Here is a 14460-nt window from a genome sequence, read left to right on the forward strand (position 1 = left end):
CGCTGGCCAGGATCCCAACCACCGCAACCAGCCGGTGCGGTGCCAGCACCCTGACACTGAGCGGAGTCTGCTGACCTCCGACGCGGCGCGGGCCGCGGCGGAGGCGGCGTTGCTCTTCACCGGTCCCGCGGGCTGCGGCAAGAGCCACTTGGTCGCCGACGGCGCCCGCCGACGCGTCGACCGCGGACGTCCCACTCTTCTGTTGCTGGGACAGCACCTGGGAGCCGGGAACGTCTGGTCTCAGCTGCTCGGCCAGCTCGACCTCGCCCTCAGCGGACGTGACCTGCTCGCCACGCTCAGCGTCGCCGCGCGGGTGCGCGGAGAGGGCCGCGCCCTGCTGATCGTCGACGCGATCAACGAAGGCGCCGGCGCGGACCTGTGGCGGGACCAGCTGGCTGGCTTCCTCGCCGACTTCGCCGCTTACCCGTGGGTCGCGGTGGTACTTACCGTCCGCGACACCTACCGCCGCGAGGTCCTACCGACAGCGGAGTTGCGGGTCACCGAGGTGATTCACCGGGGACTGGCCGGCCACGAGGAGGAGGCGCTGCACCGGTACGCCGCCCACTACGGGCTGCGCCTGCCGGACTTCCCACCGATGCTGCCTGAGCTGACCAACCCGCTGCTCCTCCGAAGCCTGTGCCGGTCGGTCCGAGCCCGTGGGCACGACGCCATCCCGCGGGAGGCGGTCAGCCTCAGCTGGGTCTTCGACGGGTTGCTGACGGCGGCCAATGCGGCTGTGTCCCGCCGCCAGCGACTCGACCGGGACCTCAGCGATCAGATCGTGCAGCGCGCGGTCACCGCCCTCGCCGAAGCACTTCTCGAGGCAGACGACGAGCACCTGTCGTACGAAACGGCTCGGGACCTCTGCCAGACCATCCACCCCGAGGTCCGGGCCAGCCGCTCGCTGCTCAACGCGATGGTCGCCGAGGGCCTCCTGCTCCGGGAACGGGTCAGCCACGGAGCTCAGGCTGAGCCAACGGATCGGGTCCGCTTTACCTACCAGCGCATGGCCGACCACGTCAGAGCCGAGGCCCTGCTCGCGCGGCATCCCGACGACGTCGATCTGCGCGCCGCCGTACTGGACCTGTGCGCGGGTGGGGTCCCGTGGCGCCGCCGAGGCCTGCTGGAAGCGCTCGTGTTGCTCACCGGGGAGCGACGCGACGTCGAGCTGGCGGTGTTGCTGGAGCTGGACCCGTCCCGCGACCCGGGAACGGATGAACAGCGACTGCTGTCGGGCCTCCTTGCCGACGCCTTCTTCGCCACCCTCGTGTGGCGCGACCCGGCCACGCTCGACGACGGCGCGCTCGAACTGCTGCAGGGCTACCTCGACGCCCGCGCCATCGACGGCATCCAGTGGCTCACCCTGTTGCTGACGGTCGCCTGCGTCCCTGGCCATCCGCTCAACGTGCACCGACTCGACAAGGCCCTGCGCAGCATGCGCCTCGCCGAGCGCGACCTGCATTGGTCCCGCGACGTCCTGTTCATCGCCGACGAGGACGGCAACCCCGTCTCCCGCACGATTGACTGGGCATGGTCGTGCCCCTCGACGGTCGGCGCCGACGTCGTCGAGCTCACCGCCGCCCTGCTGTCCTGGCTGCTGACCAGCCCGAACCGACGCTTGAGGGACACCGCCACGAAGGCGCTGCTGCACGTGACCAGTGGTCACCCGATGGTGCTGACCCGCCTGGTCCGCGGTCTCGACGGCGTAGATGACCCGTATGTCATCGAGCGTGTGATCGCCGTCGCCTGCGGCCACGCCGTGCGCCACGCCCACGACCGGCTCGACACGGAGGCGCGGGGCGGGCTGCTCGAGCTCGGGCGCGCGGTCTTCGACGTCGTCTTCGGCTCGGCGGTCCCGACTCACCTGCTGACGCGGCACTACGCCCGAACCGCCGTCGAGGTCATCGACGCGACGCTTCGCGGCACCGGCGAAAGCCTTGACCGGGACCTGACGGCGGCGCGGCCTCCGTATTCCACCCCGTGGCCGCTCGTCGCTCCGTCACACCGTGCCCTGGCCAACGCGTACGAGCGCCGGCCAAGCCGGTACCTGAGCGCCGTGAGCGAGTTCGGCATGGACTTCGAGGAGAAGACTATCCGGCACCTGGTGGACGACTTCGTCCTGCCGGACCAGGGTCGCTTGCGGGCCGCGCGGCGCGCCGGACTGACCCGTCGCCGCAACCGCACTTTGGAGCAGCTCAACCCCGCGCTGAGGCAGCACACGGACCTGGCGCGCCGGGTCGACGCGGCGCTGGACGAGGCCGACGCCCGGCGGCAGATCCGCGGCTGGCAGGAGCTCATCCCGCTGGCCCCCGAGGAGCTGCGGCCCCAGCTGCAGGACCTGGAGCGCCTGGGGCGGCAGGCGGCCGGCGCCCGGGACAAACCGGTGCGGCCCGATGCCGACCTTGTCGGCCGGTGGATCGCTCGCCGTGTGCTGGAGCTGGGCTGGAACCGGCAGGAGTTCGGCAGGATCGACCGGAACCTCGCAGCGGTCGGCAGCAGGCGTGCCGCAGAGGTCGAGCGGTACGCCGAGAAGTACGCGTGGATCGCCCTCTTCGAGTTCGCCGGTCACCTCGCCGACCACTGCACGGTGCAGCAGTTCTGGTCTGACACCCCCGTTGCGTACGACGGCCCCTGGCAGCTCGGCTACGTCGAGGACCTGGACCCCACCAGCACGTTGCGGGGGGACCAGCCGCCGGACGACAGTGCGGCCGGTCGCCTGCGCGCGCAGCAACTCAGCACTGTCCGGCGCGAGGCCTGGTGGCTTGCGGGAGACCGCCACGAACTGCACGTGGGGGGAGTGGACGAGGACTGGCTCCGCGACACCACCGACATGCCGGACCCCATGTCGCTGGCGTCGGTCACCGACGGTTTTGGCGATGCCTGGACTGTCCTCGAGTTCGCGACCACCTGGCGGGTACCGATGCAGCCGGGGGCGCCGGGATCCTCGTGGCACCAGGACCGCAGGCAGTTGCCCGTCCACTTGAAGTCGATGCTGGTGCCTGCGTCCCAGGTCGACCTCGTGCTGGGCTGGGCGGCGCGGCAGCGCTGGGACAACGTCCGGCAACCGGAGTCGGTTCATCCGCACGCGCCCTTCCTGAAGGGCTACCCCGACATCGAGCGGTGGCCGCGCCTGCTGCAGCAGGTCTTCGACGAGTACGGCACGCCGGGCGGCTGGACGACGCTGGACGTCGGCGGGGCAACGGTCGAGGTCGCGCCAGCCACGGTGTCCTGCGCCAACCGGGCGGACAACGACTTCTCCAACCGGGACTACGGGGCCGTGCTCTTGCCGGCCCTACAACTATGCACGGCGCTGCGGGCCGGATGGTGCGCGAGTCCCGGCGCCGACGCGGATCGACTGCGCCTCGGCGTCTACGAGGCCGAGCACGCGTGGTGCGCCGATGGGCAGGTCGTGGCTTTCGCCTCCGATACGCCCAGCTTCAGAGGCACGGCGGGCATCTTCGTCCGGCAGGGCGCGCTGCAGGCCGCGCTGGCCGCAATGGACGCCGCGCTGGTGACAACCATCTACGCCGAGAAGATCTTCTGGCGCGGCCACGACCCGAGCCATGATCGCGGGGAGCTGCACGCCGTTCTTGCGCACACGTCGATGGGTCCGCGAGTGATCTCCGTCGCTCGGGTGGCGCAGGTGTGGCGTGACCACGAACGGGTCGAGGAGTCGATCGGGTAGGGCAGGGTCCCTGCAGCTGCGTCGTCAAGGCGGTGCGCAGGTTGTCCGCGGTAGTGCGGATCCCGCTCAGCGCGCGCTCGGCGGCACCGGTGTGCTTCGTGACCTCGTCGAAAGCTGGACCCCATTACCGATCGCGGTCTGGGCCCGACCCAGATCGACGGCCGGATCACCGTCGCTCTGTGCGGTCGCCAGGAGGGTGAGCTCCCGGACGACGGCGAGCACCAGCCGCAGCAGCTCCGGATCGTCGGCGGAGACGCCCCAGGCGTTCGGCTCGACCCGGTGGAACGGCCCGGCTCCGGCATCTGGTCCGGCGTCGGAACGACCGCACGGGATGCCCGCACGTGGCGGACTCGCAAGCCTCGGCCGGACCCTCCCGTTGCTATCGCGCCGCGAGAGCCTTCGCCCGCCGTGTTCGACAGTCGCCGGTGGGCTTCGCCCACTCCTCGACGATTTCGGCGACGGCGTCCTCCAAGTCCTTTCGCCGCCACGCTGCACGTGCTCCTCGCCGCGCGGCGCGGGCCTGATCGGCCTGAACCCGCTGGCTCCGACCCAGCGCGGTCCGACGGCAGCTGGACAGGTCGGCATGGTTGCAAATCTGGTTGCAGTTCGCCGCGTTCGCGGTCATTCATAGACGTACGCGGCCGTATTTATCCGCTGGTCGCGCGACTTATGGAACTGTAACGAACCGCCGTGAACGCGATCATGACGGCCTGGCAGTGTGCGTGGCGGAGCGGGACGTTCTGACGGGCGCGGATTGCAGCGACTCTTGCTACGGGCAACCACCGCAGACCGGATTCGTCCGGGAGTGGCTTTTAATCTTCAACTAGTGGATCCTCGGTTTCAGGCCGTCGGGGTTCCCGGGGATCACAGCGACTTAGGCGCCGCCAGTTCACGCTCGAGCTGGCGGCGTTGTCGCATCCTCAGCGGCTTACGTGCGAGGTGTCCAGTGGGCCGTGGTCAATCAGGTTCTCCGGTGGCACCGGAGCTCGACTGGTACCTGTCGAGTAGCTCCTCGATGAGTCCTGGTGACGGGTTGGTGCCGGAGGCGTCGGGCATGGCGCTCGCGACGGGCCCCCGGGCGGCCCGGTAGATCTCGTCGAGTCGCTCGTTCAGAGCGACGGCGAGGATGTCCTGCTCGAGCGTATTCAGGGGGAGGACGCCCTGGAGGTAGCCGTCGACGTCGAACTCGTCGTGGAGACCGCCGAGCGCCAGGTAGCGCAGCCAGAGCTCCTGCACGGTCAGTTCCCCCCGCACTCGTGCGTTCTCGCAGAGGCGGTGCCGGTCGTCGGTGTCCATGGCGATGGGAGCGCCTGCTTGCCGTCAGGCTCGGGAGCGGTCGGCGTCATCGGAGGCCGTCGCGGTCAGGACTTCGCGCGCGACCTCCTCGACGGTCCGTCCCGACCGGCCGGCGGTGTCGGCGAGCAGCATGAACGCGGCGTGCCCGTCGGCCGCTCCCCGTGCCATAAGGATGCCCGTCGCCCGGCTGATGGCGTCTCGGCTGCCCAGCGCATGGGTGAGCTGGCGGCTGAGCTGGCGGGCATGCTGGAGGCTCTGGGTGTTCGTGAGGAGGATCGCCGCCTGCTGGGCGAAGAGGCTCATCACGCGCTCGGCGTGCGCGTCGTAATTGTCCGGCCGGTCGGAGTAGACCTTGATGGCGCCGATGGCTTCGTCGTCGACGACGAGGGCGGCACTCAGCACCGAGCGCACGACCGTGGGGTTGACCGCGCTGGTCCACGCGGGCCATCGGGTGTCGGTGGTGGTGTCGTCGAGTCGCACCAGATGCCGTGAGCGCCACGCGGTCAGACACGGTCCCTCATCGAGTTTGTACTGGAGGCCGTCGGCCTCTTCCACGGCATGGTTGGAGGACGCTCGCGAGCGCTTGCCGTGCTCGTCGACGAGGGTGACGCCGGCGCCGATCGTCCCGGGGATGGTGGCCTGGGCGAGCGTCGTGACCAGCCGAAGGGCGCTGTCGACCGTCTCCCGGGACAGGACCAGACCGGCCATCTGCCTCAGGGCGGGCGACAGTTCGGCAGGCTCCGCCTCGAAGCGGTCAGCAGGTCGGCCGGCAGGGTCGGTCATGACGTTCCCCTCAGGAATGGGATCGGCGTCCGTGAGAAACGAGAGCCTCGGCTCGGCCGCATCACTGGGGCCGTTCCGTGACACCGGCGACGATCGCGGCGGCGATCTCCCGAAGCTTGCGGTTGGCGCGTTGGGAGGCCGCGGCGAGGATGTTGAAGGCCTCGGCCGCGTCGCAGCGCCGTTGGGCCATCAGGATGCCTTTGGCCTGCTCGATGACGGCACGGTTCTGCATGGCGATCTCGAGGTTCTCGGCTCGCTGGCGCGTGGTCTCGTAGAGATGCATGTTGCCCACGGCCACGGCGGCGTAGGAGGCGAACTCGCGGGCGACGTCTGCGGCCTCGGGGCCGAAGGCGTGCGCTTGGACGGCGTAGAGGTTCAGGGCGGCATGGACGGTCTGGTGGACCGGGATGGGGACCGACATGGAACTCAGCGAGCCGCGCTGGACGCAGACCTCGGCGTAGTCCGGCCAGCGGGTCTCGCTGCGGGCGTCGCTGATCTCCCGGAGTTCTTCCCCGACCGCGGCCTCCAGGCAGGGGCCGTAGCCACGGCCGTACTGCGTCTCGTCTAGTTGCAAGGCCAGTGCGCCGGTGTAGACGGCAGTCGTGGCTTTGTCGTTGACGACCACGCTGACGGAGGACTCCGCGACGCCGGGTATGGCCTGCTTGGCGAGCTCGGCGACGCGCTGCAGTACCGACTGAATCGATTCCTGGCCGAAATCGACTCGGGCCAACTGAGCGAATGCCTGCTGGGGATTGGTGACGGGTGCGGCCGATGGTTGATCGGTGCTCACGGCGGTCCGGCCTGTCTACTGGGCCGAGGGCGAGAGGGGGGTCTCGTCGACGACGGAGATTGCGCTGGGCGCATCTCCCGTGGTCGCGAGGCCGCTGCATGACGCCGCGATCGCCGCTCGTCGCAGCGTGGGGCCAACCGTACGCCACGGCGCTGCATCTTCTGAGGCCCGTGACCGCGAAGAGGTGACCGCTGACCCGCAACAGCGACCTCGACGCCCTGACCTGATGGCCCGCCGGCCTGGGGCGATCACCGACGAGCCTGGGCGGATCGGACTCCTGTTCGCCAGCCACGCGGCCATCGCGGTAACCGACGCCCGGGACCTCCACCACGTCACCGCCGCTCTGGCCAGCTGAGACGTCATCGCCACGGGGTGGAAGCGGTGGAGCAACTGTCGCTGCTACGTCGCAGCGGGATCGTCGAGGCCGTACCGGATCGGGACGAGGCTCGGGCTGCCGACGTCCCACAAGGCTTCGTTCAAGGCCTGGGACAGGGCGTTGTGCTCCCCGTCCGGCCAGAGAGCGGTGCCGCCGAGGTAACCGTCCATGTCGATGCGGGAACGGTTTCCGCCGCACTCGAGATAGGCCCACCACAGCGCGTTCGACGACAGGTCTCCGAGCCGATGGGCGACGAGGGTCAAGGGGCAGGCGACGGCGGTGCCGGTCATGTGAGTCCGTTCGGGAAGGACGATGGGTTGCAAGACGCAACCGGGGCTCCGGTGACGCGTGGAACGGGAGGGCGCCCCGTTTCCGGGGGGCGGTGGGGACGTGACCGTCGCGGTGGACGGGCCGGCGATGACGGTTACCGTGCTGCGGCTCTCCTCCGCGGAGCAGCCGCCTCGGCTCAGGGACGACCGCGGTCGTCGGACCGGGGAGCACCAAGCAGCTCGCCGGTGCGCACGAGGTGATCGGCGATGTCGCGGACTTTCCGGTTGCTGTGCATCGATGCGCGAGCCAGCAGCTGGAACGCCTGGTCGGGTGTCAGCTTGTACCGCTCGATGAGCACGCCCTTGGCCTGGTCGATGACCGCGCGGGACTCCAGGGCGAGCTGCAGGTGGTCGGCCATGTCGCGGGCGTTCCGGTAGGCGTGCAGGTTCCCGACGGCGACTGCGGCGTACGGGCCGAACCGGGTGGCGGCCGATCGGCTGTCCTCGTCGAAGGCGTGGCTGCTGCGGGCGTAGATGTTCAAGGCCCCGGTCACCTGTGCGTCCCCGTCGATGAGCAGAGGGACGGACAGGGAGCTGAGGCACCCTTGTTCGGCCGCGCGACGCGTGTACTCCGGCCAGCGGGTGTCGGTACGCGTGTCGGGGATCTCGATCAGCTCGCCGGTCCCCGCCGCGTGCAGGCAGGGGCCGTGGTCGCGCTCGTACTGCGTCTCGTCGAGGGTCATGGCGAGCTGCCCCGTGGACACGACCGTGGTGGGCCGGCCCTTGATCAGCAGCGTCACCGAGGTTTCGGGGTTCCCGGGCATGACCCCTGTGGTGAACTCGGCCACCGTCTGCAGCAGGCTCTCCATCGACAGCTCGCGCAGGCACAGCTGCCCGAGATGCTCCAGCGCCTCGGTAGCGGTCGCCGGGCGAGGGGTGTGCTTGCCGTTCACGGCAGGGCCTCCGGTAGTGACACCGGGGGTGGGTGGCCTCGGCAGCGGGACCCGTTCAAGAGGCTCGCATCGCGGGTGCGCCGTTGCTGGACGCAGTGTCGACGCACGTGCACATCGCCGCTGGACGCGACAGTACGCGCCCGTGGGGCATCAGGACAGCGGGAGCGTGGCTGCAGCGGGTGAACGCATCGCCGGCCACTTCTGGTTGCAGTTCTGGTTGCAGTTGGCCCAGATCGATCTTGGTTCGGGGTCGTTCGCCATTGTCCGGTAGGGAGGCGAACGCGCTGCTCAACGGGCCTTTTTCGAACATCGGCGAACGGTGGCGAACGCCGTCAGGTCGGCCTGGCAGTGTGGGGGTCAGGGGTTCGAGTCCCCTCAGCTCCACCCATCGGGCGAGGGCCTTCATCAGGATGGCGGGCCCGAATCGTCGCTAGCAACGAGGGACCTGGCGGCCGTCGGTCACCGTGACCGTCTGTCCCGCCGCTTGGCCTGTTCCGTTCGTGACCAACCGCCACTACGTTCCCGCCCGTGGCGACCAACGTGGACTTCGTCGTGGTCGGGGCCGGCTCCGCGGGGGCGGTGATCGCTGCGCGGCTGTCGGAGGACCCGGACGTCCGCGTCGCGTTGATCGAGGCGGGCGGCCGGCCGCCCGCGGCTGAGCTGATGCCCGCCGCCTGCCCGGTCCTGCAAGCGGACCCCGAGACCGACTGGATGCTGACCGCCGACGCGGGCGGCTGCGGGAAGGGCCTACGCAACGGCCGGATGATGGTGCCGCGCGGCCGGATGCTCGGTGGCTCGTCCGGCATCAATTACATGGCCTACGTGCGGGGGCACCCGAGCGACTTCGACGCCTGGGCTGCCGGTGGTGCGAGCGGCTGGAGTTACGGCGAAGTCCTGCCCTACTTCAAGAAGAGCGAGGGCCTGGTGCCAACCGCGACCATCCCGCTCGACCTGTCCGCACACGGCATGGACGGGCCGCTCGGCGTTTCCGTACGGTCCCCGGTCCTCCCTGGTGCACAGGCCTTCGTCGACGCCGCGGTCGCCACCGGCATCCCGCTCGGCGACTACAACGGCCACGACCGGGGTGGCCCGGCAGGTGTCGTCTCGCTGTTCCAGACGACAACCAAGCAGGGCAAGCGCTCGAGCACCTACCACGCGTTCCTCGAGGGTGAGGTCGAGCAGCGGCCGAACCTGACGGTGATCACGCACGCCCAGGCCCGGCGGGTACTCCTCTCGGGCGAGCCCGGCGCTCTCCGGGCGACCGGCGTCGAGTACGTCGACGCCGACGGCGCCACCGAGGTGATCGAAGCCGACCGCGAGGTGATCCTCAGCGCCGGCGCAGTCGGGTCGCCGCAGCTCCTCATGCTCTCGGGCGTCGGGCCGCGTGAGCACCTGGAGTCGCTCGGCATCCCGTGCTCGCTCGACGCCCCCGAGGTCGGCCGTCATCTCAAGGACCATCTGCATCTGGGCCTGATGTTCCCGGCACCGGGGCTCGGTGTCTCGATGGCCAGCATGGGTGTGGCCATGGGGCCGGACGCGCTGCGGGCGCCGGCCGGTCCGCTGCCGGCCGACCCGGCCGACGACGCGTCGCTGCCGCCAGAACTGCAGGCGCTCAAGGCCGAGGCCGAGCGACAGCTCGCCGAGTGGTTCACGACGGGCAGCGGGCTGGTGTCGTCGTCCCTCTACGACGCCGGCGCCTGGTTGTCGACGGGGCTCGGCGACGAGCACACGCACGATGCGCAGATCGCGATCTTCGTCTGCGGCTACAACGTCGACATCTGGAACTCCTGCCTGCACGTGGACGCAGCGGAGTACTTCGACGACCCGGCCGTCGACCTGTCGCCGACGGCCGAGAACATCTTCGTGCTGGCGAACCCGGTGCAGCCGCACAGCGAGGGCGAGATCCGCCTGGCCAGCGCCGATCCGCTGGCGGCCCCGGACATCCGGATGAACTACTTCGCCGACCCGCACGACATGGCCGTGATGACGGCGGTGGTGCGCCGCGCGCTCGACATCGTGACCGAGATGGGGCGCAAGCACGAGATCGGCGACCTCATGGTCCCGCGGCGGCTGGCCGAGAAGCACGGCTTCACGCGCGGCGACGTTCCGAGCGACGAGCTGATCGCCGATCTGGCGCGTCACTACGCGTTCACCGTCTACCACCTCACGAGCACCTGCCGGATCGGATCGGTCGTCGACCCCCAGCTGCGCGTCCTCGGTGTCGGCGGGCTGCGCGTCGCCGACGCGAGCGTCATGCCGAACGTGGTCAGTGGCAACACCAACGCCGCCTCGATCATGATCGGCGAGAAGGCGGCCGAGTTGGTCGCGGCGGACCACGGCGTCACGCTGGCGGAGTTCGTCGGCACGTGAGGCGGCGGGTCGCGGTTCGACCGATTGCGGCTCGACCAAGTGCACAGGCAAGTTCCGGTGTCTCGCGCTGGAGCCCGCGATCCTGGTCTCACTGTCAGACCGGTGAGTACCGCCTGTGGTTCCCGTGCACTGGTTGAAGTTGTGGCTGCAGTTCATGGCGTTCCCGCTCGTGCGTCGACGTCCCTCCCGTCCCAGACCGCCAGGTCACCTGCTTGCAGGAGGACAGTGGACCGCCACGAGACGCGGTGATCAGGGCCTGGCAGCGCGGGGGTCAGGGGTTCGAGTCCGCTCAGCTCCACCCTCGCAGCCAGGCCGTCCTCCCTGCGGGAGGGCGGCCTGAGTCATGCTCTGTGCCATCGTGGTGGCCATCGGGGTCCGGTCGCCGACGGGCGTCCTCAGCGGCGTTCCTCGAACACGGCGCGGGACACGGCCTGGAGGACCTGTGCGGCGTCAGCGACGCCCTCGATGACGTCCCAGGGAATGGCCGCCTCGGTGATCACGAGGGGGAAGCCGGCGAGCTCGGGACTGTGCCTGCTCAGCCGTGGAAGCGCATCCTGCTGCACCCCGAACCACGCACCGATCGAGTCGCTCAGCCCCGAGTCGGGAACGGTCAGGACGACGACGGTCTCCTTCTCGCGTAGCTGTGCACGGATCACCTCGAGTTCCGCGTGCAGGCCCGGCGTCAGGTGGTGTGCCGCAACGACGACGAGCGCAGCGTGCGTCACCAGGTCGGTCACGCGGTCCAGCCACTCCTCGCCGGCGATCTCGAGGCGGGGCATGATGTCGGCCTCGAAGCCGAGCTGCCGGTCCAGGAGGTGCTCGGGGTTGGACACCCCGAGAAGAGGCAGGCGCGGGGCCAGGCGCCGCATGAGATGCGTCTCCACGGTGGAGGGTCCCTGCCCACCGAGCGCCAGCAACCGGCCCTCGCCGCCCTCGGCGACGTAGCTCTCGAGATCGAAGTTCCTCAGGAGGAGCCCGAAGGGGCGGCCCCGGTCGCGGAAGTCCCACAGGACGGCGACCGCGGCGTCGTGTGCGGCTTCGTTCACCTCGTCGTACTCGTGGAGCAGCCGCCGTTGGACGGCGATGTACTCCTCGGCTACCTCCCTCGAGACCTGCTCCCCCGACTCGGGGTCGATGCCGGTATCGAGCCACGTCCCGTAGAGCGCGGCGAGCGAGCGTTCGAAGGCGTTCGACCGGACGTGCCCGGGGCGGAGCCGCATGGCCTCGATCCAGTCCACCTCCTCCTGTGCCGCGGCCGCGACCTGGTCCATCGGTGCCCCTCCGGTGATGTCCGCCTGCGCCAGTGAGCGCCACGTGGTGAGGGCCTCCTCGAGGACGCCCAGGCGGACCTGTGCGCGTGCCACGTTGAACGACGACCGCGCCACCCAGCCGGCGATCTGCTGGTCGTCCGACTCCGCGAACCGCTGACGGACCGCGGTGAAGCACGCGACTGCGTCCTCGACCCGGTCGATGTCGTAGAGCACGACGCCCTTGTTGAACAGGATCCGCGCGACCATCGCCGGCAGGGGTGGTTCGTCGTCCTCACGCAGGAGGGCGAGCGCCCCGTCGAACTCCGCCAGGGCCTCCTCGGTCCGTCCGCCGTCCCGGAAGGCGACGGCCCGGTTGTAGTGGGCGACCGCGACCCGGTACCGCGACGTCACGTCCTCGAAGCCGCTCCACACACGGATCGACTCGCCGAACACGGACACCAGGTCCTCCGTCCGGCCCTGTTCGGCCAGGGTCGTCCCGCACCGGGTCACCGTCTCCTGTGTCAGGTCGACGATCGACCGGTCACGGTCGTCGCCGAAGCGCGAGACGAGCTCACGGACGGCCTGTGCGGCGGCGGTCGGACGTTGGTCGCAGAGGACGTCGACCTTGTCGGCGAGTGCCTGGGCGGACCGCCATCGCAGCGCCGGATCGTCCTCGTCACGGGCATGTGCGACGACCTGGTCGAAGGCGGCTACCGCCTCGTCGAGCCGCCCGGCGGTCGCGAGCAGCACGGCCTTGTTCTGCAGTGCGATCGCCACCTCACCGCGGACCCACGGATGCTCGTCCGCGCCGAACCGCTCCACGACCTCGTCCAGCGCCTCCATGGCGCTGCGCGGATCGCCGAGGGCGTGATGGGCGAGTCCCTTGTTGAGGACTGCGGCGGCCACACCGGTGCGGGCCTCGGGTGAGGGATCTCCGGAGAACCGCCGGGCCGCCTCGTCGAAGGCGGCGATGGCTTCGGTCAGCCGGCCTTGCTGGCCGAGCCGGACGGCCTCGTCGATCGCGCTCCGAACAGAGGTCAGGGTGTCGTCGGCCATCGCTCGTCGCTCCAGCGTCCGGTCATCACCAGGCCGTCATGCTGTGGACCCGGGCTCCCGGCTACCGAGTCGTCACGTCCCGGCGCCGAGGCTACGTCCGACGGGAGCCGCGGGGAACCGTTCTCGCTCCCTGTACGTGCCGTCCCGGTCCGCCGGCTGCGGCACGGTCCCCCGGCACGGCCGGCGTTCTGCAGCCGGACCGCAGGTCCGGGACCACGACCGGGAGGCCGACCTCCCGGGCCGCGTGGCGCGTCAACCGGCGGACGACCGGCCTGCCCGCCGGAGGAGCTCCTGTTCCGCCGCCTCCGCCCAGGGCACGTCGTCCCCCCGGCGGCTGCGGGCCTCGCGGATGAGCCGCAGATTGCCCGCGGTGGACTCGGGCTCCCAGTTCTCGCGGACCATGGCGAGCGCCCGTCCCAGGGCGCGTCGCGTCGCGGCCTCGTCCTTGGCGAGGACGGCCAGCTCGAGGCGGGTGGCATGGTCCCAGTAATCGGACTGGCCCGAGTCGAGCCGGCGGTCCACCGCGTAGGCCACGACGGGCAGCAGTTGCTCCCGGCGGGGGTCGGGGGGCTCCTGGAACTCCATGAGGCTGACGGCGTTGATCCCGGGGTACGCGTCGCGCCAGTCGGCTTCGAACCCGGCGAGGTAGGCCTCGACAGCCTTCTCCAGCAGACCCTCCGCGAGGAGCTCCTCGCCGGCCTCCCGTGCGTCGCTCCACATGTCCTTGTAGACCCGGCCGAGGAGCCCGTACGTCTCGCTGCTCGGGCCGCGCTCCCCGATCAGCGCCAGCAGCACCCGTTCGGCTTCCTCCCGGCGACCCAGCCGGTTCAGCGCGAAACCCAGCTGCTCACGGACGAGGGGCGTCCTGGCCAAGGGGCGCGGCAAGCGAGCGGCCAGGGAGACCATCTCTTCGTGGCCGTTGACGGCGCGGTAGGACAGGTAGACGTCGACGAGGATGCCCGCCTCGACGTTCCGCAGGTCACCGAGCTCCCGCTCCGCCGCGCGGACCGCCTGCAGGCCCTGTCTGCGTGCCCGTTCGAGCCGCTCCTTCCACATCGTCGAGTACCGCACCTGGTCCCGGAAGACGTCGGTTTTCAGCCGGTCGATCTCCGGGAACCCCTCGATGAGCTGGAACACCGGACTGTCCACGGAGGCGTCCCGTGCGGCCATGAGCCGCTCGGACAGACGTCTCCGGGCCGCGTCGAGATCGGCCGGCGCGCCCGTCGGAGTGAGCGCGTAGGGGATTCCCCGGTCGAGTTCGACGTCGAAGGGCAGCCGCGTTCCGGCGGCGAACAAGAGCACGGTCGAATACGGCCGGACGGCGTGGCGCACGCCCAGTTCGTAGAAGACGTTGGCGTTGGCGAAGGTCAGATCGGCGACGGCGAACTCGCAGAGGATCAAGCGCTCGAACATGGGCTTGTGCACGATGCCGCCGGTCACCTCCTCGTCGGCGCGGAGGGGCTCCAGGTCGGCCGCGCGGACGGCCGGCGCGATGAGCTCGCGGTAGACCGCATCGAAGTCGATCGTCGCACCGGTCACGTCGGACTTCCGCCCGAACGGCATCAGCACGAAGCACAACGGGTCGGGTGCGCCGGCCGCCCCGGCGTCCCGTACCGCGTCGAGTTCACTCAT

Annotated in this window: 10 protein-coding genes; 3 read left to right on the forward strand and 7 right to left on the reverse strand. The window is 70.3% G+C overall.

Features of this window, described 5'->3' with window-relative positions:
- Positions 1–109 precede the first annotated feature (109 nt).
- A complete protein-coding gene (locus ACFSHS_RS18465; protein WP_376879247.1) occupies positions 110–3685 on the forward strand; it encodes an NACHT domain-containing protein in 3576 nt (1191 codons plus the stop codon).
- Positions 3686–4642: 957 nt separating this feature from the next.
- Here the strand turns inward: ACFSHS_RS18465 and ACFSHS_RS18470 are convergent.
- The 3 genes from ACFSHS_RS18470 to ACFSHS_RS18480 all read right to left on the reverse strand — a co-directional run bounded on the left by ACFSHS_RS18470 (position 4643) and on the right by ACFSHS_RS18480 (position 6554).
- Positions 4643–4981, reverse strand: coding sequence for a hypothetical protein (locus ACFSHS_RS18470; RefSeq protein ID WP_376879249.1), 339 nt, complete (start codon positions 4979–4981; stop codon positions 4643–4645).
- Between the two features lie 24 nt (positions 4982–5005).
- On the reverse strand, positions 5006–5764 hold the full coding sequence (locus ACFSHS_RS18475; RefSeq protein WP_376879251.1) for a GAF domain-containing protein: 759 nt from the start codon (positions 5762–5764) through the stop codon (positions 5006–5008).
- Between the two features lie 61 nt (positions 5765–5825).
- The gene (locus tag ACFSHS_RS18480) at positions 5826–6554 is read right to left on the reverse strand and encodes an ANTAR domain-containing protein (protein ID WP_376879253.1); all 729 of its coding nucleotides are present in this window, start codon (positions 6552–6554) and stop codon (positions 5826–5828) included.
- Between the two features lie 226 nt (positions 6555–6780).
- Between ACFSHS_RS18480 and ACFSHS_RS18485 the strand changes: the two genes are divergently transcribed.
- The gene (locus ACFSHS_RS18485; protein WP_376879255.1) at positions 6781–6909 is read left to right on the forward strand and encodes a hypothetical protein; all 129 of its coding nucleotides are present in this window, start codon (positions 6781–6783) and stop codon (positions 6907–6909) included.
- Positions 6910–6953: 44 nt separating this feature from the next.
- Here ACFSHS_RS18485 and ACFSHS_RS18490 read toward each other — a convergent pair whose 3' ends face one another.
- A complete protein-coding gene (locus ACFSHS_RS18490; protein WP_376879257.1) occupies positions 6954–7220 on the reverse strand; it encodes a hypothetical protein in 267 nt (88 codons plus the stop codon).
- 176 nt (positions 7221–7396) lie between these two features.
- Complete coding sequence (locus tag ACFSHS_RS18495; RefSeq protein WP_376879259.1) at positions 7397–8152, reverse strand: ANTAR domain-containing protein; 756 nt, start codon at positions 8150–8152, stop codon at positions 7397–7399.
- 528 nt (positions 8153–8680) lie between these two features.
- Between ACFSHS_RS18495 and ACFSHS_RS18500 the strand changes: the two genes are divergently transcribed.
- On the forward strand, positions 8681–10522 hold the full coding sequence (locus ACFSHS_RS18500) for a GMC family oxidoreductase (RefSeq protein ID WP_376879261.1): 1842 nt from the start codon (positions 8681–8683) through the stop codon (positions 10520–10522).
- 395 nt (positions 10523–10917) lie between these two features.
- Here the strand turns inward: ACFSHS_RS18500 and ACFSHS_RS18505 are convergent, their stop codons facing one another.
- Positions 10918–12828 (reverse strand): tetratricopeptide repeat protein, encoded by a 1911-nt coding sequence (locus tag ACFSHS_RS18505; RefSeq protein WP_376879264.1) that lies wholly within the window; start codon positions 12826–12828, stop codon positions 10918–10920.
- Between the two features lie 252 nt (positions 12829–13080).
- The gene (locus ACFSHS_RS18510; protein ID WP_376879266.1) at positions 13081–14460 is read right to left on the reverse strand and encodes a TRAFs-binding domain-containing protein; all 1380 of its coding nucleotides are present in this window, start codon (positions 14458–14460) and stop codon (positions 13081–13083) included.

The sequence above is a fragment of the Blastococcus deserti genome (genome assembly GCF_042682525.1).
Taxonomy (GTDB): Bacteria; Actinomycetota; Actinomycetes; order Mycobacteriales; family Geodermatophilaceae; genus Blastococcus_B; species Blastococcus_B deserti.